The following is a 24,401-nucleotide window of genomic DNA, read 5'->3' as shown; positions in this document are numbered from 1 at the left end:
CACTGGTGTTGCGTTGCGGATTGCAGTCTTATTCGGTTCATCCCCACCCCCGTGGGGAACACTACAGCGGGATTGTCTCGCGCCCTGACGGCTACGGTTCATCCCCACCCCCGTGGGGAACACTTCACCGGACGCCAGCAGCGCAGCTTCAATCGCGGTTCATCCCCACCCCCGTGGGGAACACGCAATCCAGGGGCCACAAGATGCAGCGCGTGTCGGTTCATCCCCACCCCCGTGGGGAACACGTCCCTGCTTTTGATTTTACCCACTCATCCGGCGGTTCATCCCCACCCCCGTGGGGAACACTGGATAAGTTCGAGTTTCTTCGATCCTTCGACCGGTTCATCCCCACCCCCGTGGGGAACACCCCGCCGTTCAACCCGACAAGCCCGGCACGGGCGGTTCATCCCCACCCCCGTGGGGAACACCGCTGCCGGCGCGGCTGCGGCCAGAGCATCTGCGGTTCATCCCCACCCCCGTGGGGAACACGCCTGGGCCGATGCCTGGGTCGCTGCGACCTGCGGTTCATCCCCACCCCCGTGGGGAACACTCAGGGTCGCCCGGCTCGTCAATGACGATCGACGGTTCATCCCCACCCCCGTGGGGAACACCGGTATTCTCGCGCCGATGGCTGCGGTGCCGGCGGTTCATCCCCACCCCCGTGGGGAACACGCCGATCATCGCTACAACCCCAATCCGCCGAGCGGTTCATCCCCACCCCCGTGGGGAACACCTCAGACACGCCAGCCTGGGCGGCTCGGTACGCGGTTCATCCCCACCCCCGTGGGGAACACATGTTTAAGTAAATCGCTCATGACAACATATCCGGTTCATCCCCACCCCCGTGGGGAACACCGGCTTCAGCTCACTGAGCCAAGCTACCAGGGCGGTTCATCCCCACCCCCGTGGGGAACACGTGCCGAAATCGGCATGGGGACGCTTCAGGCGCGGTTCATCCCCACCCCCGTGGGGAACACGCGCCACCGGCACCGTCAGTGTCGTGCATGACCGGTTCATCCCCACCCCCGTGGGGAACACGAAGCCAAAGCGGCCATCAAGGCCGCGCTGACCGGTTCATCCCCACCCCCGTGGGGAACACTGCAGATGAATCGCCATTGGCGCCGCCGTAGGCGGTTCATCCCCACCCCCGTGGGGAACACGACCTGGTCGACATCCTCCTCGACTGTCCCGTCGGTTCATCCCCACCCCCGTGGGGAACACGTCGCCCTGCTTGACGCCACTGCCAGCACCGCCGGTTCATCCCCACCCCCGTGGGGAACACTTGGTCGATGTCGCGCCCGAACACCACCAGCACGGTTCATCCCCACCCCCGTGGGGAACACCCCTTGAGTCGATCATGAGCGAGTTTTTCCGGCGGTTCATCCCCACCCCCGTGGGGAACACGGGCATTCAAACGGTTTACGGCGGATCGTCGACGGTTCATCCCCACCCCCGTGGGGAACACTGCACGGCCCGCGCAGCCTTGAATTTTGAAGCCGGTTCATCCCCACCCCCGTGGGGAACACTCCTGGCGCTGGCTAATCGGGTAGCCGGGGGTCGGTTCATCCCCACCCCCGTGGGGAACACCAAGCACCCATCGACGGATATGCTCGCCGATCCGGTTCATCCCCACCCCCGTGGGGAACACTCCTTGTAAACAAACAGTAGATTTACGTATTGCGGTTCATCCCCACCCCCGTGGGGAACACACGCGGCACGCCAGGTGCGGCTGGCTCTTGAACGGTTCATCCCCACCCCCGTGGGGAACACACTGGTGTTGTTCATCGAAAGCAGGTCTAAGGCGGTTCATCCCCACCCCCGTGGGGAACACGTTGAGGCTGTCAAGTTTCCCGAACATGGTTGCGGTTCATCCCCACCCCCGTGGGGAACACTGCCGCCGTGCGTCATGCCGCCTCCAGCAATTCGGTTCATCCCCACCCCCGTGGGGAACACTACAGCGGGATCGCCGCCCGCCCTGCCGGATACGGTTCATCCCCACCCCCGTGGGGAACACATTCAAACGACCCGCTTGCACGCAGAGTCAGGCGGTTCATCCCCACCCCCGTGGGGAACACTCCGGGCGGTCTCGCGGGCCATATCGGTGGCCCGGTTCATCCCCACCCCCGTGGGGAACACCGCTGTCAGGCTGCGCGAAGCCAGCATTAACGCGGTTCATCCCCACCCCCGTGGGGAACACGCGATGATGAGTAATGCGGTTCAAGTTTTCAACGGTTCATCCCCACCCCCGTGGGGAACACAACTCGACCGCCGGATCGAGCAAGATCATGACCGGTTCATCCCCACCCCCGTGGGGAACACAGCCAAATCCTCAGGCTCCACGCTTGATTCAACGGTTCATCCCCACCCCCGTGGGGAACACTGACATCTGCGAATCGCTCATGACATTAAATCCGGTTCATCCCCACCCCCGTGGGGAACACATTGCAAGCCCGTCGCGCCCTTTGCAAGTCATCGGTTCATCCCCACCCCCGTGGGGAACACGGGCAAGCGGCCATGCAATGGCTGTACAACACCGGTTCATCCCCACCCCCGTGGGGAACACTTCGGTGTGGCTACAAGCCCAATTACTCCGGCCGGTTCATCCCCACCCCCGTGGGGAACACTTTCCATACGCCATTTAATGATGCCGCCGAAACGGTTCATCCCCACCCCCGTGGGGAACACCCGCCTTCGCGCAGGCGCTTGTCGTCTTCGCGCGGTTCATCCCCACCCCCGTGGGGAACACTAGCCACCGGCCTTGGCTTCGGCGATGATTTGCGGTTCATCCCCACCCCCGTGGGGAACACGGCCCGCGAGACCGCCCGGAACACATCCGCATCGGTTCATCCCCACCCCCGTGGGGAACACCCGGCCCCGTTTGCAAATGCATCCTTAATGGCCGGTTCATCCCCACCCCCGTGGGGAACACACCCCGTGCAGGTTGCGCATCGCTCGCGCCACCGGTTCATCCCCACCCCCGTGGGGAACACCGGGGCCTCCAGCGATCCAGACAGCTCCACGTCGGTTCATCCCCACCCCCGTGGGGAACACATGCGTTAGACAAATCAAGCATTAGTCCACGACGGTTCATCCCCACCCCCGTGGGGAACACCAGGTCAAACGGGGATCCGACGAGTATGATCGCGGTTCATCCCCACCCCCGTGGGGAACACGGTGGTCGAATTCGATTGCGTTGCATTTTCGAGCGGTTCATCCCCACCCCCGTGGGGAACACTTTGCGACCGCCTTGGCGCAAGCGCTTGTCGTCGGTTCATCCCCACCCCCGTGGGGAACACCGCATCATGCGCCTTGCGGATGGCGTCGCGCTCGGTTCATCCCCACCCCCGTGGGGAACACATTCCAGACCGTTTTTAATCATGGTTGCCGTCCGGTTCATCCCCACCCCCGTGGGGAACACGGCTCAAGGGTCAGCCTGTCGTGCTCCATAAGCGGTTCATCCCCACCCCCGTGGGGAACACCGGGTGGGCGGGGTTGAGCATGATGCGGACGGCGGTTCATCCCCACCCCCGTGGGGAACACGCATCTACGCCGGAGCCCGCCCCGTCCACTGTCGGTTCATCCCCACCCCCGTGGGGAACACAAGGCCGGTTACGTCAGCGTTGGGCATCAATGCGGTTCATCCCCACCCCCGTGGGGAACACGTCACCCAGCTCAAGTGATCTAGCCGCCCTCGCGGTTCATCCCCACCCCCGTGGGGAACACTCGTCCTTTGATCCTTTGGCGACGGTTGATAACGGTTCATCCCCACCCCCGTGGGGAACACCCCCAAGCGCATGCGCCAGATGCGCGCCCGGGCGGTTCATCCCCACCCCCGTGGGGAACACGAAACCGGCACGGTCTATTTTCCGCGTACGGGCGGTTCATCCCCACCCCCGTGGGGAACACGATAGCGGTGCGCCGCAAGCGGGCCGTAGAGAGCGGTTCATCCCCACCCCCGTGGGGAACACTGATATCAGAGTCTTGACAAACCTGTTGTTCACGGTTCATCCCCACCCCCGTGGGGAACACTGTCGGATGCTGAGGCGCTGGCGCTGGCTAATCGGTTCATCCCCACCCCCGTGGGGAACACCAAAGTGCAGCACTTATCATCAGGTGCAGCACCGGTTCATCCCCACCCCCGTGGGGAACACGTCAATCATCACTGGTGGGCGAACTCCTTGCCCGGTTCATCCCCACCCCCGTGGGGAACACGGTGCCGGATCATCGAACTGCACGACGTTCCGCGGTTCATCCCCACCCCCGTGGGGAACACCCGCGCTCCGTTTTGACAATGTACGACACCCCCGGTTCATCCCCACCCCCGTGGGGAACACGCAGCCGGCACTGAGCGGGTTTCTCGCTCAAACGGTTCATCCCCACCCCCGTGGGGAACACGGCAGCACAGCACGCAGGGCGTCGTTCAGCGTCGGTTCATCCCCACCCCCGTGGGGAACACTTGCTCAACCCGATTTATTTTGCGCGCCTGTGCGGTTCATCCCCACCCCCGTGGGGAACACTGACCCACTTCAGTCAGACGCAGTTTTTTTATCGGTTCATCCCCACCCCCGTGGGGAACACGGAAGAAGTGTCTGTCATGGCGGAGATTGTCACGGTTCATCCCCACCCCCGTGGGGAACACGCCGATGGCTGCGGCGCCTGCTTGGGCGGCTCCGGTTCATCCCCACCCCCGTGGGGAACACCGGCGTGGCCTGCGCCTCTTGCTGGCGCTGGGCGGTTCATCCCCACCCCCGTGGGGAACACACAGCAAAAACAGGCGAGAGCTTGGGCAAATACGGTTCATCCCCACCCCCGTGGGGAACACAGGCGATTCGCCCACCGGTACATGACCGGATGCGGTTCATCCCCACCCCCGTGGGGAACACTCCGGCGGGCCGGACGAGGTGAGCACGCCCTTCGGTTCATCCCCACCCCCGTGGGGAACACGGCACGCGGCGGCGCCGCAGTTCGGCACGGCGCGGTTCATCCCCACCCCCGTGGGGAACACAAATAGCCGCCGAAATTGAATTCCAGAATCGAAGGTTCATCCCCACCCCCGTGGGGAACACCAGACCTCGGGGCGTGCTACCCCCTGACGATTCGGTTCATCCCCACCCCCGTGGGGAACACCAGACCTCGGGGCGTGCTACCCCCTGACGATTCGGTTCATCCCCACCCCCGTGGGGAACACACCAATCCTATCTCAATGATTCCAAAGACAAATTTCACCCCTCAAAAATCTACCGATTTTTAGACCCTCCCAAACAGATTGTTAAAGAGCCGCATCAGGCGTCTGAATCCGGGGCGGTTGGGGGGAAGAAACTCACCAGTTGCACGCCGTCCAAGTCCACCGGCATGCGCCGGTTTGGGCCCAGCGTCAGAAACTCGTATCCAGCTTCTGCCGTGCTGCGCCACACCATCACCGCATTGCCATCTTCCAGCCCCTCTTCCACTTGCTCCCACAAGTATTCCCGCACCTTGCGGCCATAGTTGCCCACATACACCCCCGCACGCACCTCCAGCAACCACACCGCCATGCGCCCCCTCAACCGAGGCGGCACATTCTCAAGCACGATGACCAGCATCCCCCACGCCCTCCTGGTTCGGAATGGCCGGGCCAACCACCCCTTGCAGCGCCTGCGCCGGCACCACTTCACCCGCCGCCAAAATCGCTTCAATGTCAGGGATGATGCGATCCAGCAGGCGCGTTTGCCGGAACATGTCCCGGCACGCCAACCGCACCTCGCGCTCGGCATTGCCACGCGGCTGCGACGCCGCCACCTTGAACGCCACCGGCACCACCGTTTCAAATTTGTAGAGATCGGCGATGTCGTACACAAACGAAAGCGGCTTGCCCGTGTGAATGAACCCCACCGCCGGCGCATACCCCGCCGCCAGCACCGCCGCTTCCGTCACCCCGTACAAACATGCCGTGGCCGCCGATAAACACCGGTTCGGTAAATCACTCACATCCCAGGATTCGGGGTCATAGTCCCGCCCCTTCCAGTGGACACCAAACTTCTTGGCCAAGAGCTGGTAAGTCTGCCGAACCCGCGCACCCTCGATGCCGCGCAACTGCTCCACGCTGCGCCGCGCTGGCGGCTCCTCGTCAAAACGCAGGGCGTACATTTTGCGAACCACCTTGAGCCGCAGCGTTTCATCCAGCGCCAGCCGGGCCTGGTACAGCAGCCGATCCGAACGCGCCCCGCCCGGCTGCCCCGCCGAATAGAGCCGCACGCCCGCTTCCCCCACCCACACCAGCAGCGTGCCCACCCGCGCCGCCAGCGCCGCCGCCCGGTGCGACAGCCGCGACCCCGGCTCCAACATCACACACGCCACCCCACCGATGGGCAGTTGCGTGCGAACGCCCGTGGCATCGACGATGACAAACGCCCCGTCGATCACGTCCAGCTCGCCCAGCCCCACAAAGACGATGGAAATTCGCTCCTTGATCGGGATCGGCTTGAGCGATGGCAACAGCGTGCTCACAGTGCCCGCCGCACCAACATCAACCCACAGCCAAACGCCTTGGCGCTGCCCAGGCCGTGCGTCAGCATGTGGGTGAAAGCGCTGGGGTCTTGCACCGTCAGTTCGCCGCTGAGTTCCACGGTGCTGAATTGCAAGGGCGCCTCGTCGGCAGGCGCACTGCTGCGCCGCTGGCGCATCGGCTGATAGGCCGACACCACACAGCACGCCTCATCCAGCACAAACCCTGCGCGCTCCCCGCGCCGCGCCAGCCACGCTGTGCAGGTCGATTGCACCAGCGCGTACAAATCCGGGCGGCCATCGCTGGCTGGCCAATCTGCCCAGCGGCTCAGGCTGCGCTCGGCCAACAGGGTTTTCTTCGCTTCCATCACCACATCATGGCGGCGGGATTTGCCGTCTCGCGGGTCACGCCCATGGCGCACCGTTGGGCAGGCCAGCAGCTCGAACGCCAGCCGCTCGCCGGCTTCCAACTTCGGCGCATAAGGCCGCGTTTGTAGCAGCCAAGCCTCCCCCGGTGACTGCGGTGCCCGCTGCGACACCAAGTGATAACGCGGCAACCCGCCCACCTCTTGACGCCGAAACAGAAAATCCCGGGCCGTGCCCGCTTCGGCGGGGAACAGGCGCCACAACCATTGGTGATCGCCATAAGGGCCATCGGCCAAACGCTGCTGCGCCGCTTCGCGCTCGTGACCCGGACGCGGGGTGAGCAAACTCAAGAACATGGCGGCTCCTCTTCGGCCAGCCAGGCCGTGAACTCCGTGCGATCCCCAAACTGCCAGCCTCGGCGGCTCATCAGCCGATCCTTGCGTGGCACGTTGAGCCATGCCGGCACGCCGGCGGGAATGTGGGCATCAAAGTGCAACCGGGTGAGGCTGGGCAGCGGCTCCAGCACCTCGGGCACCCAGCGCTGGGGCCGTGCGGCCTGTGTGGCCGCCTGGGCTTGTTGACGCTGGGCTTCGAAACGCTCGCCAAACACCTGCATCGCCGCATGGGCCGACGCGGCCTCCACCACCTGCGGCCACAGCGGCGCGGCTGGGGCGCAGGTCTTGCGGCCCAGGTACAGATGAAAGCGGGGCGTGCGCAGCGCCTGTGCCAGCGCGGCCAGCGTGTGCGGGGCCGTGGCCCCTTCGCGCAGCGCGACGGCGATCAGGTAATGCACGTTCTGCCGGTAATCCCGGGTGGAAAGAATGGTGCCCAGCTCGCGTTTGGGCATCGCCAGCTCATCGCGGCGCGTGGCGTGTGGGCGGCCCTTGAGCGCACTGCGCGGGGGCACCTGGGCGGTGTGATAGTCACGCAGCAAGCGGCCATCCCCTTGGGCACCGAGCACGCCTACGGCGAAACCGTAGCCATCGCGCAGCGCCGCATGGGCGGCCTCGTCGGCCCGATCCAGCCCCAGCGCTGCGCCCAGCAACCCCACCAAGGCCGACTGCCCCGGATGCGGTGCCGAACCCCGATACTCCCCCACCGCCGCTTCCCCCCACGACGCCATCGGCGCCTGAAGTTGGAAAACCAGAAAGTCCATGGCGCTCATTCCGCCACGAAACGGATCAGCTCGGCCAGCGTGCCGGTGGGCGTTTCCACGTTGAGCGTGTAGCGTGCTTGGGCACACGCCCCATAGACCGCATCGAAGTTGGCGCAGCGGGTTTCCAGTGCTGTCACAGCCTGGGTGAACATGCCTTCGCCTTGGTCATGGACGGGTTTCAGAAAAGCTTGGGAAAGCGAGCGCGGCTGCTGATCGCCCTTTTCCGCCAGCACATAACCCGCATAGGCCCGCGAGGCAAAACTGTTTTGCATCCCCGTGGGCGACACCCGGGTGACAGCCTGCACCAACGCGGCCAAGGCGCGCTCCGCCAAGGCTTCATCCCCACCCAGGTTGTGGCGCAGCAATTCCCGGTTGATGGCGATGTAGAGGTAGAACAAACCCGCGCCGTAGCCGCGTTCGCCGATGTGGCCGGCGCCCGTGGTGTCGTTGCGGTTCAGGTCGTCCACGGCGCTGAAAAAATCGTCCTCCACCGCTGCGCGATGCACCGTGATGGCGTGTGCCACCTGCACCGCCGCCTCCATGTTGAACTCGGGTGAATCGGCCAACATCCGACCGAACATGGCGATGTCCACCGCCCGGCGAGGTTGTGTCAGCAGGCGCAGCTCGGCCTCAGTCGGGCCTTCCTTGCGGGCGATCAGCGCTTGCGCCAGCGCAAAAGTGGCCTCCCACTCCTCGGGGCTGAGGTGGGCGAGCTGCTCGATTTCCAGGTCGGAGTCGTTCACCGGTTTCTTGTCGGATTTCAGCTTGCCGAATTGTTTGGCGATGTCTTTGGCCCACTCGCGTGCCAGTTTGTCGCTCACACCGCCGGCGCACAGCGTCTTGAACACTTCCTTGCCGAGCTGGCGCGTGCGCCGGCCCAGGCAGCCGGCGAGATCGACGGCAAACGTTTCCGAGGTGCGCCAAGCGCGCTTTTGGCTTTGGGAGGAGACGCGCAACCGGGTGGCGTCCCCTACCAAGGCGGTTTTAGGGCGGCCCGTGTCGTCTCGGTTGAGGTTGGAGGGCGGGTAGTGCGTCAGCAGATGCAGTTGCACAAAACGGTGAGCAGAATGGGACATGACAAACCTCTCTGAATGTGTGAACGCTGAATCAGGCCGACGCCGCAGCACGGGCCGGAGACGCTTCGATGGGGGTGGATGTGGGGTCGTAGTAGGCGTAGGCCCAGCGTTTGCGCACGCCGTCGCCCCAGCCGAACACGTCCTGCGCCATTGAGCCCACATCGACCTGATGGTCGATGAGCGGCATCACCCGACGCAGCCCGGTGAACAAACTCTCGATGTCGGGTGACTCCAGCAGCCGCTTGAAGCGCAGCTCGCTGACGCTTGCCCGATCCGAGCCGCCCACCGTCTGGTGCATGGCGCGTGGCAACGAGAGCGCCCCAGCACCCCGAACATGCGCCGACAAAGCCACCAACGCCGCGATGCGCTCTTGCTGCCAAGGGGCCCACGCGGGGCCGGTGTGGGCGGCGTGCAACGTCCAGTAAACACGCTGAAAAGCGGCGCTGAGTGTCACGTCGGTGAGGTTTTCGCAGCGGCGCAGGATGGCGCGGTCTGCCTTGGGCTGACCCCGTGCCGCTTCATCCGACAAGGCGTGCCACCACGCCATGAACGCCGCCTTGACGGGGGGCGCGAGCCGGTAACGCTCGCTGGTCACAGATGCTGTCATCGCATCACTCCTTCCTAGTGTTGCGTCAAGTGGCAGATGTCGGAGTGTTCGGCGACGCGTTCCCCTCACCCCAACCCCTCTCCCCCGATGGGAGAGGGGCTTTGAAGTCATTTCTCCCTCTCCCCTTGGGGGAGAGGGCCGGGGTGAGGGGACGGCAGGCCAGCGATGACATGACACTAGAAGATGTTTTGGGTGTCTTTTTGACGGTTTTTTCCAGCGCTGGCAGTTCGAGCGCGGCGCGCAGCTTCGGGCCATAAAGGTTCTTGCGCAACTGCACCAGCGCCTCAGTCACCCGCCGGGGGTTTTGCCGCTCGATGGCCCCGGCGCCAACGAAATCCTCCTCAAACAGCCGGAACACCTCGCGCTGCAACTGCGCCAGCCAGCGGGTGGCCATGGCTTGGCCGTCCAGCGGGGTATCGCTGCGCAGGTGGGCCACGGTTGGGCGCAGCAAGCCGTAAAACGCGGCTTCGGTGGCGTGCCAGAACGCGGCGTCCACATGGCTGAAGTCGCCGCGTGCCTCGGCGCTGAACCACGCATCTTTGACGGCACCCCGCAGATAACTGGCGGCCAGCTCTGCCCCGGTCAGCCAGCGTTTGACCTCGTTGCGCAGCAGCGTTTGGGCCTCGGGTGAGCAGCCTTCCAAGTCGTAGAGCGGCAAATGGGCTTCGTACCAGCAGCGGGCTTTCATGTTGTCCATGTCGAAGCCGAAGGCCCACAACTGTGGGTGATCGGCGCTGCTGCCTGGGCTGGCAGCCAGTTGGCCACGCGCCGCGTGCAGCATGAATTCACCCACTACGGTGGCCGCTTCGATCTGGCGCTTTTCATCGCTCATCCCCAATACCAGCCCAAGCCAGTGGCGGTAGCCCAGGCCGCCAGGCTGTGGGTGCATCGGCAGCTTCTCGTCCTTGGCCGTGTAGTAGGGCGAGAGCGGATGCCGCCAAGCGCCCTTGTAGTTCATGCCGTAGTTGCGGGTGACGTAGTGGCGCACCTGTGGCAGCTCGGCGCGGTGACACACGTCGCACGTGCCGCTGGCCAGCGCCTCCAGATGCAGCCGGATGCGGCGCGGCATGGCCCAATACACCTGCAAAGGGTGGGTTTGCTGGGGGGCGGTTTCGCCGGTGGTGCTTTGGGTCACGTCCAAACTGGCGAGCCAGGGCATGCGGTGGTGGGGTTCATCCAGTGCCGCATCGCAGTTCGTGGCCGATTCGAAGGTGCTGGAGGGCAGCACGTTGAGCCAGAGTTGGTGCCACAAGCTGCGCGGGGCCTCGGGCGTGGACGGCGCAACCAGCAGCGTGGTGAGTGGCCCGCCGCCACGCAGCCCGGTGCGATGCCCCGCCCCACCCGATGGCGCGTTGACTTGCAGCGTGAACAGCGCCAGCGCCGCACAGTGCGGGCACATGGCTTCGACGGTGCCGCGTTTGATGAAGTGATCGGCGTTGTTGTCCTGGGTGTTTTCTCCTGGAGCTTCTAGCAACAAGTTTCCAATCGCAACAACTTTGGTGTCCCGGATTTGGTGAACCGTCAGGTCTTGCATGAAGCGCGGGCCGTGACCATCCAGCACGAAACGATCCGCCCAAGGGACGAGCCAGCTTTGCAACGTGGCCTCATCCGGCGGGGTTTGCCAGCGTGCTTTCCAAGCGGCTTTGCTGCTGGGCGGTGCCACGGTTTGCAGCAGCGCGATGCCGAATTGAGCCAAGGCGCCGTTGAAGTCAGCACGCGGGGCATCGAACGCTGCCACATCGGGGCGTGCCAGCGCGTGTGGGGCGATCCACCGTCGTTCACCGTTGTGCAGACGCACGGGCAACCAGGCTTCTTCGAGCAGGTTCATGGGGGGGCTCCCTTGTCGTTTGTTCTTCAGTTTAACCGCGCATGGCTTGCCGTGCAGCTTCTGCCAGAAAACCGCTGCGGGTGGCACCATGCGCCCGGGCGTATTCGTCAATGCGTGCCAGCAAACGGCGCGGAATGGTGATGTTGACTTTTTCGGCAGGCCCCAAGTACTTCTCGATCGGTACGTCCACCACCGCCCACACCCCCCCGGCGTAGTCGGGATTGGCTTGGTGGACGGTGATGGGTTGGCGTGGCGGAATGTCTACGCCATCGTCGAGCAGTGTTTCAACGTGCAGGTCAATGGCCTCTTGAACACTCGCAAGAGCGTCGTCAATGCCATGGCCGCCCGAAAAACACCCCGGCAAATCCGGGACGATGACGCCGTAATGCTGACCGTCATCGGTGTGCAAAACCACGGTGAATTTCATGGGGTGTCCTTTCACTTTCGCCAACCGGCTTGCCGTTCAATGCTGTAGAGGGTCGGGGTGGGGATGTCTCCGTCCGGGTGTTTGACCGTGACTAACCCGGGTTTGTTCGGATGCTTGAACTGGTGATGTGAACCCTTCACACGAGCCAGATACCAACCATCCGCCTCCAGTCGTTTGATGACCTGTTTGCTGTTCATGGTGTGGATTATCAACACCAAAATTCACCCTGTGACCAACCCCCGTCGCCCGTCATACACCCACGTTCGACACTCGGCGGGGCGGCGCTCCTTGGCTTGGCTTAACGCTTGACCTTGCCACTGCCCATTCACCATGGCCAGCACCAGCAACACCACCCAGCGCCCGCCGCCGGGCATGCTCGCCAATGCAGCTTCAACGGCGTGGGCCTGTTCGGGCGTGGCGGGTGGCACCGCCTGGTCGATCAGGCGCCGGGGCACCCGCAGCGTGCTATAGGCCCAGGCGTGTGCGGCCTTGTCGGCCCGCCACGGCTGCACCTGCCCGTTCACCCAACGGCCCAGCACCACATCCACGGTGTCTTCTCCCAGACGCGAGGGGGCCGAGGTGTCGGCCAACCATTCCAGCCCGGAACGCACGTAACCTTCATCCAGCTTGATGGTGTTGTCCTGCGCGTTGGAGCGGCTGCCATAACCCTTGCCCAGCGCCTTTAGATGGCTTTTTTCCAGGCCGGGCGGGATGTCCACATCGCCATACACCGCTTCCATCATGGGGCGCGCATCCTCCGGCATGGTGAACCGGCCCGCCTGCAACTGCTGCGCACTCAGCCAGAGCTGGGCGTGATCGTCATAAACGTAGGCCGCTTTCTTGAATGTTTGGCGGAACCAGTCCGCCCCTGGTTGCGGCGCCCAGGCCGGCCCGTACACCCACAACTGCGGTGCCCCTCGGCCATCGACGGCACCCAGCGGCAACCGCTCGCCTGCCTGATTTCGCACATGCCGGCACAGCCGCCCGGCGCGTTGAATCAGCCGATCGATGGGGGCCAGGTCACTCACCAGCACATCCAAATCCACATCCAGCGATTGCTCGGCCACCTGGGTAGCAATCAGCAACCGGCCACGTCGTTGTGTCGGGCCACTGCGAGCGCCCAAGTGCGCCAGCACCTCGGTTTCGATGTCCAGCCGATCCCCCAGCGTGAAACGGGCATGAAACAGCGTGATGCCCTCCGGTGCCACCCGCTCACACAGCAAAGCCTGGGCCGCCAGCGCGTCGCCGATGGTGTTGCGAATCCAGCCCACGCACTGCCCCTGCGCAAGCGCTTCGGTGATGTGGGCCAGCACCGCGTCAAGATCGGCGGTGTAACGAACCTGCACAGTGCGGCGCACATCGCGCTGCGCGTGGGCACGGCCACTTCCTCGCAGCGGTTGGATGAAACCGCGCCCGGTGCCCCTGGCCACGATGTGATGAGCGGATAAGCCCGTTCGATCAATGCAGGCCGTTGGGCACCACAGCCCTGGGCATACGCATCGAACAAGCGCTGTTTCATCCCCTGCGGCAAGGTGGCCGATAGCAGGATGGCACTGCCCCCACTGGCCGCATGGCAGCGCAGCAGTACCTCCAACGTGCGTTGCATGTAGGCATCGCAGGCGTGAACCTCATCCACGATCAACACCTTGCGGAACAAACCGAGCAACCGCAGCGATTGATGCTTGTTCTGCAACACCGCCAGCAGTGCCTGATCGACCGTGCCCACGCCCGCCGGTGCGAGCAGTGCCCGTTTGTTGTGGTCGGCCAGCCAGCGGGTGCAACGGGTGGTGGCGCTGTCGTCTTGCTGGGCCGGGTCGGCCTCAGCTTTGCCGGCACGCAATACCGAGGCGGCGAACATTTCCACCAGATCTTTGCGTCCATGGGCCAGCGTCAGGCTGGCGTCGCTGGCAAATAAACGCACGTGAACATCGACCAAGCGTTGGTACATCGCGTTGGCCGTGGCCATCGTTGGCAGGCCGATGAAGTAGCCGTCGGCGCTGCCGTTGGCCATCAAGCGATGGGCCAGCATCACCGCTGCTTCGGTTTTGCCCGCACCGGTCACGTCTTCCAAAAGGTGCAATTGCGGGCCCTGGCTCAGTGCTGTGTGTTGTGCCCAAGCTTGCAGCGCTGACGGTTGGTGGATGTGCGGAAACAACCGTGCCCAAGGCTGTTCTTGGGGGCACGCAGCGGGCAGCACGCCGGTTTGGTCCAGCGCCCGGTGCGCTCGGGCACACGCCTGCTGCCAGTAGCGGGCGAGTGACGTGTCCGGCTGGGCTTCGTAAGGGAAAAACTCGGTGTTGGAGCCAATCCAATCCGCCAGCACCGCCACGCCCGCGACCCACCAGGACAAGCGCTGGCTGCGCACTTCAAAATCCTCAGGCTCAGTGGCGCACACAGCGGCCATGACGCTCGGCGTGATGAACAAATGGCGCATGGCTTGGGCGAACGCGATCAAGCTGGTTTGATCGGCGGTGCTGAAGTAGCGTGTGACCGTTGCCAGATCGGGCCTGCCGGGCTGGCCGTGGTGCCCGGTGACGGCATGGGCCCAAGGCGCCATGTCGTGATCGGCGGCGGCTTCCCCCCACCAGCGCTCTTGCACAGCGAGCGGCGCCAGCCACTTTTGCCAGGCCGACAAACCCAGGCTGTCATGGCGCGGTGCGCCCAGCGCGGGTGCCGCCACGCTGCGGCCTTGCAGCGTCTGCACCAAATCAGGCCGCTGAGCCTGAAACGGCGTGGCGAATTTGCCGATGTCGTGCAGCGCGAGCCAAAACGTCAGCCAATCCAGCAAGGCCGGGGCGGGCAGACCGGCGGTTTGGGCCATCCAATGCAACAGATGCGCCGAACGCTCCAGCCAAGCGGCTCCAACAGCGGCGACATCCAAGCTGTGATAAACGAGCAAATGATGGGACGTGGCCGCTTCGGCCACTGGCCGGGCTTTGCCCCAGTGCTTGAAAAAGTCCATGGGGCGTGGCTCCTGTTATTTGCTCAATTCCCGCATCGCCCGCTCCAACCCCGCCAAGGTCAGCGGATACATGCGCTGTTGCACCATCTGCCGCACCATGCCCACGCTTTGGCGGTATTCCCACACCCCCTGCGGCTCCGGGTTGATCCAAGCGTATTTGGGGAAGGCCGCCAACAAACGCTGCAACCACACCGCCCCCGGCTCGGGGTTGTAAAACTCCACGCTGCCGCCGATTTGCGTCAGTTCATAGGGGCTCATGGTGGCGTCGCCGACGAAGATCAGGCGCCAGTCCTTGTTGTAGGTGCGGGTCAGATCCCAGGTTGAGGTTTTCTCGGCGTAGCGTCGGCCGTTGTGCTTCCACACAAAGTCGTACACGCAGTTGTGAAAGTAGTAGAACGCCAGGTGCTTGAACTCGCTGCGCGCCGCCGTGAAGAGTTGCTCGACTTGTTTGACGTGGTCGTCCATGCTGCCGCCCACGTCCATGAGCAGCAGCACCTTGGCCTTGTTGTGGCGCTCGGGCACCAAACGCAGGTCGAGGGAACCCCCGTTGGCGGCGGTGGCGCGCAGGGTGTCCGGGATGTCCAGCTCCAGCGCGGAGCCTTCCCGCGCAAAGCGCCGCAGCCGGCGCAGCGCGACTTGCATCGTGCGTGAGCCCAGTTCGGCGCTGTCGTCGTAGTCGCGGAAGGTGCGCTGTTCCCACACCTTGACGGCGCTGCGGTTTCGACCCGGCCCACCGATGCGGATGCCCTGCGGGTTGTAACCCCCATGCCCAAACGGGCTGGTGCCGTTGGTGCCGATCCACTTGCTGCCGCCCTCGTGGCGCTCTTTTTGTTCTTCCAGGCGCTTGGCGAGCGTTTTCATCAGCTCGTCCCAGTCCATTTTGGAGACGGCGGCGCGTTCCTCGGGCGTGAATTCGCGCTCCAGCAAGCGCTCCAGCCATTGCGCGGGCAGTTCTTGGGCGCTCAAGCCATCGGTCAGCAGTTCGACGCCTTGAAAATACGCGGCAAACGCCCGGTCGAACTTGTCAAAGCGCGCTTCGTCTTTCACCAGCGTCAGGCGGGCCAGGTGGTAAAACTCGTCCACCGAGGGGCCGATCACCCCGGCGCGCAACGCGCCCAGCAAGGTGAGAAATTCCCGCACCGACACGGGCAGCCCGGCGGCGCGCAAGGTCTGGAAAAAATCGATCAGCATGGCGGCGCCTCCTGCGGCGGATGAAGCGAGTTCAGCGCCGGGCGCGCTGCATGGCGATGAGTTTTTCGAACAGCGCAATGTCCTGCTCGTTCTTGAGCAGGGCACCGACCAGGGGCGGCAGTTGCGTCGGGCCATCGGCGTTGCCCAAGGTGGCGGGGGCGATATCGTGCGCCAGCAGCAAGCGCAGCCAGTCGATCAGCTCCGAGGTGGAGGGTTTTTTCTTCAAACCCGGCAGGTTGCGCACCTCGTAAAACGCTTTCAGCGCAGCGGCCAGCAGTTCTTTCTTCAAACCGGGGTAATGCACATCGACGATTTGTTGCATCGTCTGCGCGTTCGGGAACTGGATGTAATGGAAGAAACAACGGCGCAAAAACGCGTCCGGCAGTTCTTTTTCGTTGTTCGACGTGATGAACACCAGCGGCCGGTGCTTGGCACGGATGGTTTGGCGCGTCTCGTAGCAGTGGAATTCCATGCGATCGAGTTCACGCAGCAAGTCGTTGGGGAACTCGATGTCCGCTTTGTCGATTTCGTCGATCAGCAGCGCCACCGGCTGATCGGCCTCGAAAGCTTGCCACAGCACGCCTTTGACGATGTAGTTGCGGATGTCCTTCACCCGCTCGTCGCCGAGTTGGCCGTCGCGCAGGCGGCTCACCGCATCGTATTCGTACAGGCCCTGGTGGGCCTTGGTGGTGCTCTTGATGTGCCATTCGAGCAGCGGCAGGCCCAGGGCTTTGGCGGCTTCTTCGGCCAGCAGCGTCTTGCCGGTGCCCGGTTCACCCTTGACCAGCAACGGGCGTTGCAGGGTGATGGCGGCGTTGACGGCCAACGTCAAATCATCGGTGGCGACGTAGTGTTCGGAGCCTTGAAATTTCATGGGTGCCATCCAGCAAGTCTTGAGCAAGCTCAACCAAAGGTTGAGCCGATTTTAGGCACCGGCAACGCTTCAGCCTGGGGGGCTGGTGTGCAGGGGGCGAGGGGGGTTCCTACAATGCTTTGATGGATTTCCCGGACATCACCGCCTCCGCGCCGCCGCTGCGCGATGGTTCGGCGCTGCTGCGCGCTCTCAACCCGGAACAACTGGCAGCGGTGACGTTGCCGGATGAGTCGGCCCTCATCTTGGCGGGCGCTGGCTCGGGCAAAACCCGCGTGCTGACCACGCGCATCGCGTGGTTGCTGGCCCAAGGGCGCGTGTCGCCAGCGGGGGTGATGGCGGTGACGTTCACCAACAAAGCCGCCAAGGAAATGATGACCCGGCTGGGTGCCATGCTGCCGCTGAACGTGCGCAGCATGTGGATCGGCACGTTTCATGGCCTGTGCCACCGTTTTTTGCGCATGCATTGGAAGGCTGCGGGGCTGCCTGCGGCGTTCCAGATCATGGACAGCGGCGACACGCAAAGCGCCGTCAAGCGCGTCATCAAGTCCCTGGGGTTGGATGAGGAGCGCTTCCCGGCGCGGCAGCAGAGCTGGTTCATTGCCCATTGCAAAGAGGACGGCCAACGCCCGGGGGATGTCGAGGTGCGCGACGCGCACGCGCAAACCCAGGTGCGCATCTACCAAGCCTACGAAGAACAATGCGAACGCGAAGGCGTGGTGGACTTTGCCGAATTGCTGCTGCGCACCTACGAACTGTTGGCGCGGGATGAGGCGCTGCGCGAGCACTACCGCAACCGGTTCCGCCATATTTTGGTGGACGAGTTCCAAGACACCAACCGGCTGCAATACCTCTGGCTGAAGATGCTCACCGGCCCGCGCACGGCGGTGCTGGCGGTGGGCGACGATGACCAAAGCATCTACGCTTTCCGGGGTGCGCGGGTGGACAACATGCAGGACTTCTTGCACGAATTCCAAGTGCGCCACCAGATCAAACTGGAGCGGAATTACCGCTCCAGCGGCCACATCTTGGACGCGGCCAACCACCTCATCAGCCACAACACCCAGCGCCTGGGCAAAGAGCTGCGTACCGACGCGGGAGCGGGCGAGCCTGTGCGGGTGCGCGAATGTCCGGGCGATCAAGACGAAGCGCGCTGGATCGTCGAAGAATTGCAGCAACTGCACCGCGCTGGCACGCCTCGGCATGAAACGGCGATCCTGTACCGCAGCAACGCCCAGTCGCGGGTGATCGAGTCGGCGCTGTTCAATGTGGGTATGCCATACCGGGTGCATGGCGGACTGCGGTTTTTTGAACGCGCCGAAATCAAACACGCCCTGGCCTACCTGCGCTTGCTGGAAAACGCCGAGGACGACACCAGCTACTTGCGCGTCGTCAACTTCCCGACGCGGGGCATCGGCGCCCGGACGGTGGAGCAGTTGCAAGATGTGGCGCGTCAAAGCGGGCGCAGTTTGTGGCAGAGCGTGGGGGCGGTGGTCGGGCGCGGGGCGGCCCCGCTGCAAGCCTTCCATCGTTTGCTGGACGAGCTGCGCCGCGACACGCGCAACCTCTGCCTGAGTGACATCGTTCGGTTGGTGCTGGAGCGCTCAGGTTTGCAAGATCACTACCGCAGCGAGCGCGACGGCGCCGATCGGGTGGAAAACCTGGAGGAGTTGATCAACGCCGCCGAGGCCTTCGTCACCCAAGAAGGGTTTGGCCGTGATGCGGTGGCCCTGCCTGTGGATGAGTTGGCGCCGGACGGGGAGACGGGCGAAATCGTCAGCCCGTTGGCGGCGTTCCTGACCCATGCGTCGCTGGAGGCCGGCGAGCACCAAGCCCAGGCCGGGCAGGACGCGGTACAGCTCATGACCGTCCATGCCGCCAAGGGGCTGGAGTTCGACGCAGTGTTTCTCACCGGCTTGGAGGAAGGGCTGTTCCCGCATGAAAGTGCGCAATCCGATCCCAAAGCGCTGGAGGAGGAGCGGCGCTTGATGTACGTGGCCATCACCCGGGCCCGTCAGCGGTTGTATCTGAGCTTTTCGCAAACCCGCTTGCTGCACGGCCAGACGCGCTACAACATGGCCAGCCGGTTCATCGAGGAACTGCCGCCCGAGTCGCTCAAGTGGTTGGCGACCCGACCCGCTGTGGCCCATTGGAGCGTCCCGCCGGTTGCGGCGCCGCGTTCGTTCACCCGGCACGCGGGGAGGGCAACGGCGTCGGGTGGCGCGGAGCCCGTGGCCGCTGCATCCGCAGGTGGATGGCGCGTTGGGCAGGGGGTGTTCCACAACAAGTTCGGGGAAGGGGTGGTGCTGACCTTGGAGGGGCGTGGCAATGATGCGCGCATCCAAGTGCGCTTTGGTCGGCATGGTGTCAAGTGGCTGGCGCTGGGCGTGGCCAAATTGACCCCGTTGCCCTGACACGCGGGGTGGACGTCGCATCATGACCCGGTCGCTGGTTCTGTGGGTGTGGATGGGCCTGGCCGGGCTGGGCCCGGTTCAGGCTTCAGAGCGTCCCGACTGGCAGGTGTTGGAGCGCAATGTGCTGGCACAGCCCGGCCCCGCTGCCCAGGTGCTGCGGGCGTGGGCGGTGCGCTTGCCTGTGGGATCGGAGGAGCACGATGCCATCCAAGCCCTGATGGGCAGCGCCCAGTTGCGTCTGGGAGACGACGTCGGTTTGTCACACACCCTGGACACGCTGCGCCACGGCGGCCAACTGGCGCAGGCATTGGGAGATTGTTTGCAGGGGGAGCGCCTGTATGTTCAAGGTGATGCCGAACAGGCCGAGCGCTGGCTCAAACGGGCCATGGCCGGGTGGCCGGATGCCGCACTGAGAACGGCCATCCCCCGGTTGCGCTGTGTCGAATGGTTGGCGCGGGTCAAGACGGAGCGCCATCAGTTCATTGAGGCTGCTAACTTGTACCGCCGGGCCATCGGGGATGGCAAGACGTTGTCCTTGTGGCGCCAGAGTTTGCTGCTCAGTGGGTTGGCGCAGACGCTGTTGTACGTCGGGCAGTGGGAGCAGGCGCAGCGCCTCAACACGGAAGCAGCGGGCTTGCTCGACCAAATGCCAGACGCTTTGGCACAAAGTGAAGTGTCCCGCGTGGAATCCTTGCTGTACGCGATGGTGCCCAACCGGGCCGACGAAGACCGAAGCCTCCAGGCCATGGAAGATGCAGTCAGCCAGGCGCGTCTGGCCGATGTGGTGGCGCAGGAGGTCAAAACCTTGGCTGAACTGGCCGGTAAACACGTTCAGCGGGGCGATGTGGTGCGCGGGCAGCAACTGGCTGCCCAAGCGCTGGAGTTGGCACAGCGCGAGCGGGCTCCGTATCTGATCGATTTGGCGCAGGGTTATTTGGGGCTGTCGCTGGTGGTGATGAATCGCCAAGACGAGGGGCTGCGCTTGATGCAAGGGGTGTTGGATCGCTTGCAGAGCGCCGGGCGCCTGACGCCCATGCTCGAACTGTTGAAGCAGCAAGCGTGGGCGCTGGAACGTGTGAAAGCGCCCGAACTGGCTTTGAGGGCCCATCGACAGGCCCAAGCGCTGGCGGCAGAGATGACGCTCAACGAACAGCAGGCGCAGCTCTTGGCGTTGCAAGCGGAGTTGGATGCTGCGCAAATCGAGCACGACCGGCGTGAGTTGGAGGCACAGCGCCAGCTCAATGCACAGGCTTTGCAGGGACGGCAACTTCAGGTGCGTGTTTGGAGTGCTGGGCTTGTCATCCTGTTGCTGTTGCTGCCGTTGATGTGGCGTTGGTACGCTCGCAGCCGAGCGGCACAGCGGGCGCTGGCTGTCATCACATCGCAGTTGCAGCACCAGAGTTTGACCGATGCCTTGACGGGGCTGCCCAACCGTCGCCACTGGCACCAGCATGTGGCGCACCAGCCCCAGGCTTCGGGCGGGCTGTGCCTGATCGACCTGGATTTTTTCAAGCACATCAACGATCGCCATGGGCACGCCGTGGGCGACGAGGTGTTGGTGGCCGTGGCACAGCGGCTGCAAGCCTTGTTGCCCCCACCCCACACGGTGGTGCGCTGGGGCGGCGAGGAGTTTCTGATCCGCATCGTGGACACCGATGCCGAACGCATGCGGGTGTGGGTCACGCGGCTGTTGGATGTTTTGAGCCGCAAACCGGTGTTGACGCAGGCGGGGCCTTTGCACATCACGGGTTCCTTGGGATGGGGGGTGTTTCCAGTGGCGCCGCACGGGGTGGAGGTGCCTTGGGACACGGCGCTGGCGTGGGTGGATGCCTTGATGTACCACGCCAAGCAGCAAGGACGTCACCGGGCTTGGGGGCTGTGGAGCAGCCAGAGCACCGATGTGGACGCCATCGCCGCAGGCGTGAACGATCCAGGCCGAACGCCCGTGGCAGAGGGGTTGCGGCTGGTCGAGCAACGGGGGCCGGGAGCGGTGCAATGAGGCGGAAGATGCGTCGCTGGGGGGTGGCCGGAGGACTGTTGTGGGGTTTGCACGCAGGCAGCTTGGCACTGCAAGTGCCAACACCTGTGCCTCCGCAGGCGGCTGTGCAGTCAGCTTCGCCGGCCTCGGGTTCTGAAGTGCCGGTGCAGGCCGCAGGCAAGGCCCTGGAGCAGGGCCATCAGCTCGGACGTCTGGTCGATGCGTGGATTCATCAGGGGGACGAATCGCCTGCGGAGATACTGGATCTGCTGCAACGCATGGAGACCTCGGAGCCACCGCCAACGGGGGTATCGGCGGCTTTGTGGCGGCACACGTTGTGGCATGCCCAGGCGCTCATTGCTGCGCGGGCGGGCATGATTCCCTCCTTGCAGACGGCGTTGGGGCACTTGCGTGAACTCGATCCCGAGCGTCGAGAGGCGCGTGTGCGGGCCGATCAGGCGTTGGCGCTGGCGCAGTACGCCACGCTGTCGGGCGATGCGAACACGGCGCGCTCCCAGGCGCAAGCCGCCCAGCGGGACTACGCCTTGGTGTGCGAGGCCGCTGTGCCCAGCCCCCTGTGTAGCTTGCGGGCGTGGTGGTACAGCCTCGATTTGATGGCTGAACAAGCGCGTGTCGAAGGGCATTACGTGCAGGCCCAAGACTGGTCGTTACGCGCCCGGAAAATCGCCCAACGGGCTGCCGACGAAGGGTTGGAGGTGCGCAGCGCCCTGGGTGTGGCCTACGCGCAGCACGCATTGGGGCAGTACAACCAAGCCCAGCAGACCCTACAGCAGATGATCCGGCCTGTTCAGGGGGAAAGCCTGCAAGTGGCGCTGCTGCACTGGCGCGTGGCGGAAGCGGCTTTGGGGCAGGCGCAGTTGCCTCGAGAGACGCAACTGCTCAAGCTGACCGAAGCGTGGGAGTTGAGCCAGCAGATCGGGGCGCCGCGCTTATCGGCCCAAGTGCAATTGGCCCTGGCGCGTTATTGGCTGGAGAGCCGGCCACAGCGGGCGTTGACCCTGGTCGAAGACGCGTTGCGGGCCTTGCAGCGCACCCAGGATGTTCCGTTGCAGGCGCAGCTCCACCATGTCGATGGGCTGGCGCGTTTGCTGCTGCGCCGGCCCGTCGGGGAGGGTGAACAGGAACTGAAGCGGGCACAAAACTTGTGGCAAGCCAGCGGTGCTTGGGCACACCAAGCGGCGGGCTGGCGCGAGGCTTCCGTGATTTTTGAACGCCTGGGGCGGACGGCTGAAGCCTTGCAGTACTTTCACCAAGAGCGGGTCTTGCTGGAGCGCATCGAGCAGGACAACCGCCAAGCCTTCATGGCACAACTGCGGGAGCAGTTTGCCGTGGCGAAGAAGCAGCGTGAGCTGGATCAGTTGGGCCGGACGCATGCGCTCGAAACCGCCCAGTTGGATCACCAAGCCCTGGTGGTGCGGTTAGTGGTTCTGGCGGTGGCATTTTTGGTGCTGATCAGCGTGCTGGTGCTGCTACTGGCCATGCGTGCCCGCGATCTGACACGGCGCTTGAGCCACAGCGAAGGAGAATTGCGCCTGCAAAGCGAGCGGGACGCACTCACCGGCTTGGCGAATCGACGCCATGTGAGCAATCGATTACAAACGGCGCACCTGTATGAGGTGTTTCAGGGCGGGATCATGCTGCTGGACATCGACCACTTCAAGCACATCAACGACGAGCAGGGGCATGCGGCTGGCGATGCCGTACTGGTTGAGGTGGCCCAGCGGTTGGTGCGCGTGGTAGGGGAACAAGGCTTGGTGAGCCGCTGGGGCGGGGAGGAGTTTTTGGTGTGGGTGGACGACCCCGTGGCCTCCCTGGACGCACTGGCGCAACGTGTGCTGCACGCCATCGGTGATGTGCCCGTGGTGTTGGCGGATGGGCAGGCGCTGCGGGTCACGGTGTCGATGGGGCATGGCCTGTTCCCGCTGCTGGGTTCGAACGCCAAACTGGGGTGGGAGCGGGCGCTCAAGCTGGTGGACATGCTGCTGTACGCCGCCAAGCAACAGGGGCGCGACCGGGCCATTGGGTTGCAGACCCTCAGCCCCAGCGTCGGCCCACGGGAGGTGGATGCCCTGGGCTGCCACGCCGATGTGCAGGCCCTGGGCCCGGGCACGCAGTTGTCGGTGTACCGGCGCCAGACAGCAGATTTCAGCGTGCTCATGCCGTCGCCAACTTCGCCGCACTCGGGGACGTCGTTGGCGTTGGGGTCAACGGGGGGGTGAGGGGGCGGTCGATTCGGCCAAGAAACACCCCTGGAACGAGAAGAACAGCGAGGCGTAGTAAGCGCTGGTCACCGCCAAGCCGATGGGCATGATCACCAAGCTGGCCAATGTGCTGTTGCCCAGCAGGGCGCCGAGAACCGAGCTCAATCCCATGGCGGCCAAGGCCACGCCCATCCAGCCCAGTCCGTAGAGCACGAAAGCCCCCCGTGACCGCCACAGCGCCAGGGTGCTGGAGAACATCGCCTGCCCGACGCTTTGCCCCCCCCAGACAATCAGTGCCGGGGCATGCCACAGCGGCACGCCGAGCAGCATCGTCAGGCTCAAGCGGATCACGATGCCACTGAGCAGCCCAGGGGCGTTGCTCAGTTCTTCGACTTGCGCAGCGGTGCTGTCCGGGTCGTTCACGGCCACGATCAGTTCGGCAAAGGCCCCGTCATCGACCCACGTTCCCAGCGCCATGGCCACCCAGGACAGCACGGCGTAGATCAGGCACAGCGTCATCAAGGGTTGGCGGAGGTGGCGGTGCTGGTGGGTCCAAGGGGCGATGAACACCCCCGGCCCCGGGGTGTGGCCGTTCAAGCTGGCCCGCGTGGCCATCATGAACGCCAGGCTCAACAGCGGAACGGTCAGCAGCATCAGCAGCCCACCGCCGGGCAGCAGGGAGCCCAGCATCAAGACGAACATGAAGGTTAACAACAGGCTCATGTAAGGCCAGGGGCGGTGGCGCAGCTCGCGCAGGCCACTGCGCACCCATTCGAACCCTTGAGCGGCGGGGACGGTTTGCAGTTTGAATTTCATGGTG

Annotated in this window: 16 protein-coding genes, 1 pseudogene and 1 CRISPR repeat array (1 of these 18 cut by a window edge); of the genes and pseudogenes, 3 read left to right on the top strand and 14 right to left on the bottom strand. The window is 64.4% G+C overall.

The window, feature by feature from the left end:
• A CRISPR array of direct repeats spans window positions 1-5,188; the repeat unit is 29 nt; unit sequence CGGTTCATCCCCACCCCCGTGGGGAACAC; it reaches 1,982 nt to the left of the window's first position.
• Window positions 5,189-5,282: 94 nt separating this feature from the next.
• From cas2e to VITFI_RS01950, 13 genes and pseudogenes are all read right to left on the bottom strand, one after another.
• Window positions 5,283-5,582, bottom strand: a complete 300-nt coding sequence (gene cas2e, locus VITFI_RS02005) for a type I-E CRISPR-associated endoribonuclease Cas2e (RefSeq protein WP_089415586.1) — start codon at window positions 5,580-5,582, stop codon at window positions 5,283-5,285.
• Complete coding sequence (gene cas1e / locus VITFI_RS02000) at window positions 5,563-6,486, bottom strand: type I-E CRISPR-associated endonuclease Cas1e (protein WP_232476650.1); 924 nt, start codon at window positions 6,484-6,486, stop codon at window positions 5,563-5,565. Before cas1e ends, cas2e begins: the two co-directional genes overlap by 20 nt.
• Entirely contained in the window at window positions 6,483-7,205 is a 723-nt protein-coding gene (gene cas6e / locus VITFI_RS01995; protein ID WP_157725526.1) for a type I-E CRISPR-associated protein Cas6/Cse3/CasE, read from the bottom strand. The genes cas1e and cas6e overlap by 4 nt, the downstream gene beginning before the upstream one ends.
• Entirely contained in the window at window positions 7,196-8,005 is an 810-nt protein-coding gene (cas5e, locus tag VITFI_RS01990; RefSeq protein ID WP_157725525.1) for a type I-E CRISPR-associated protein Cas5/CasD, read from the bottom strand. Before cas5e ends, cas6e begins: the two co-directional genes overlap by 10 nt.
• A gap of 5 nt (window positions 8,006-8,010) precedes the next feature.
• Window positions 8,011-9,081, bottom strand: a complete 1,071-nt coding sequence (cas7e, locus tag VITFI_RS01985) for a type I-E CRISPR-associated protein Cas7/Cse4/CasC (protein ID WP_089415584.1) — start codon at window positions 9,079-9,081, stop codon at window positions 8,011-8,013.
• 31 nt (window positions 9,082-9,112) lie between these two features.
• Window positions 9,113-9,688, bottom strand: coding sequence for a type I-E CRISPR-associated protein Cse2/CasB (gene casB, locus VITFI_RS01980; protein WP_157725524.1), 576 nt, complete (start codon window positions 9,686-9,688; stop codon window positions 9,113-9,115).
• 25 nt (window positions 9,689-9,713) lie between these two features.
• Window positions 9,714-11,516: a type I-E CRISPR-associated protein Cse1/CasA gene (gene casA, locus VITFI_RS01975; RefSeq protein ID WP_157725523.1), complete on the bottom strand. Its 1,803-nt coding sequence runs from the start codon at window positions 11,514-11,516 to the stop codon at window positions 9,714-9,716.
• A gap of 31 nt (window positions 11,517-11,547) precedes the next feature.
• On the bottom strand, window positions 11,548-11,943 hold the full coding sequence (locus tag VITFI_RS01970) for a type II toxin-antitoxin system HicB family antitoxin (RefSeq protein WP_089415581.1): 396 nt from the start codon (window positions 11,941-11,943) through the stop codon (window positions 11,548-11,550).
• Window positions 11,944-11,954: 11 nt separating this feature from the next.
• A complete protein-coding gene (locus VITFI_RS01965) occupies window positions 11,955-12,140 on the bottom strand; it encodes a type II toxin-antitoxin system HicA family toxin (RefSeq protein ID WP_089415580.1) in 186 nt (61 codons plus the stop codon).
• A gap of 24 nt (window positions 12,141-12,164) precedes the next feature.
• Window positions 12,165-13,214 (bottom strand): hypothetical protein, encoded by a 1,050-nt coding sequence (locus tag VITFI_RS18325; protein WP_157725522.1) that lies wholly within the window; start codon window positions 13,212-13,214, stop codon window positions 12,165-12,167.
• A gap of 1,025 nt (window positions 13,215-14,239) precedes the next feature.
• A pseudogene (locus VITFI_RS18320) lies at window positions 14,240-14,905 on the bottom strand (CRISPR-associated endonuclease Cas3''); the annotation flags it as partial.
• 15 nt (window positions 14,906-14,920) lie between these two features.
• Entirely contained in the window at window positions 14,921-16,096 is a 1,176-nt protein-coding gene (locus VITFI_RS01955; protein ID WP_089415578.1) for a vWA domain-containing protein, read from the bottom strand.
• A 31-nt stretch (window positions 16,097-16,127) separates the two neighbouring features.
• Complete coding sequence (locus VITFI_RS01950; RefSeq protein ID WP_089415577.1) at window positions 16,128-16,970, bottom strand: AAA family ATPase; 843 nt, start codon at window positions 16,968-16,970, stop codon at window positions 16,128-16,130.
• Between the two features lie 122 nt (window positions 16,971-17,092).
• Here VITFI_RS01950 and VITFI_RS01945 point away from each other — a divergent pair, with 122 nt between their 5' ends.
• Genes VITFI_RS01945 through VITFI_RS01935 form a run of 3 tightly spaced genes read left to right on the top strand, consistent with a single transcriptional unit; the run spans window position 17,093 to window position 23,599 of the window.
• The gene (locus tag VITFI_RS01945; protein WP_089415576.1) at window positions 17,093-19,381 is read left to right on the top strand and encodes a UvrD-helicase domain-containing protein; all 2,289 of its coding nucleotides are present in this window, start codon (window positions 17,093-17,095) and stop codon (window positions 19,379-19,381) included.
• A 22-nt stretch (window positions 19,382-19,403) separates the two neighbouring features.
• Complete coding sequence (locus tag VITFI_RS01940; protein ID WP_089415575.1) at window positions 19,404-21,380, top strand: GGDEF domain-containing protein; 1,977 nt, start codon at window positions 19,404-19,406, stop codon at window positions 21,378-21,380.
• Window positions 21,381-21,388: 8 nt separating this feature from the next.
• Entirely contained in the window at window positions 21,389-23,599 is a 2,211-nt protein-coding gene (locus VITFI_RS01935; protein ID WP_157725521.1) for a GGDEF domain-containing protein, read from the top strand.
• On the opposite strand, the gene VITFI_RS01930 is transcribed toward VITFI_RS01935, so the two are convergent.
• A complete protein-coding gene (locus VITFI_RS01930; RefSeq protein ID WP_089415573.1) occupies window positions 23,585-24,397 on the bottom strand; it encodes a BPSS1780 family membrane protein in 813 nt (270 codons plus the stop codon). The genes VITFI_RS01935 and VITFI_RS01930 overlap by 15 nt on opposite strands.
• Window positions 24,398-24,401: the final 4 nt, after the last annotated feature.

It is taken from the genome of Vitreoscilla filiformis (genome assembly GCF_002222655.1).
GTDB classification, from domain to species: Bacteria; Pseudomonadota; Gammaproteobacteria; order Burkholderiales; family Burkholderiaceae_C; genus Ideonella; species Ideonella filiformis.
This window is presented reverse-complemented; position numbering and strand designations above follow the sequence as displayed.

Coding starts and splice junctions, on each gene's coding strand:
- cas2e (WP_089415586.1), bottom strand. CDS start 5,582: ATGCTGGTCATCGTGCTTGAGAATGTGCCGCCTCGGTTGAGGGGGCGC.
- cas6e (WP_157725526.1), bottom strand. CDS start 7,205: ATGTTCTTGAGTTTGCTCACCCCGCGTCCGGGTCACGAGCGCGAAGCG.
- cas5e (WP_157725525.1), bottom strand. CDS start 8,005: ATGGACTTTCTGGTTTTCCAACTTCAGGCGCCGATGGCGTCGTGGGGG.
- cas7e (WP_089415584.1), bottom strand. CDS start 9,081: ATGTCCCATTCTGCTCACCGTTTTGTGCAACTGCATCTGCTGACGCAC.
- casB (WP_157725524.1), bottom strand. CDS start 9,688: ATGACAGCATCTGTGACCAGCGAGCGTTACCGGCTCGCGCCCCCCGTC.
- casA (WP_157725523.1), bottom strand. CDS start 11,516: ATGAACCTGCTCGAAGAAGCCTGGTTGCCCGTGCGTCTGCACAACGGT.
- VITFI_RS01970 (WP_089415581.1), bottom strand. CDS start 11,943: ATGAAATTCACCGTGGTTTTGCACACCGATGACGGTCAGCATTACGGC.
- VITFI_RS01965 (WP_089415580.1), bottom strand. CDS start 12,140: ATGAACAGCAAACAGGTCATCAAACGACTGGAGGCGGATGGTTGGTAT.
- VITFI_RS01955 (WP_089415578.1), bottom strand. CDS start 16,096: ATGCTGATCGATTTTTTCCAGACCTTGCGCGCCGCCGGGCTGCCCGTG.
- VITFI_RS01950 (WP_089415577.1), bottom strand. CDS start 16,970: ATGAAATTTCAAGGCTCCGAACACTACGTCGCCACCGATGATTTGACG.
- VITFI_RS01945 (WP_089415576.1), top strand. CDS start 17,093: ATGGATTTCCCGGACATCACCGCCTCCGCGCCGCCGCTGCGCGATGGT.
- VITFI_RS01940 (WP_089415575.1), top strand. CDS start 19,404: ATGACCCGGTCGCTGGTTCTGTGGGTGTGGATGGGCCTGGCCGGGCTG.
- VITFI_RS01935 (WP_157725521.1), top strand. CDS start 21,389: ATGCGTCGCTGGGGGGTGGCCGGAGGACTGTTGTGGGGTTTGCACGCA.
- VITFI_RS01930 (WP_089415573.1), bottom strand. CDS start 24,397: ATGAAATTCAAACTGCAAACCGTCCCCGCCGCTCAAGGGTTCGAATGG.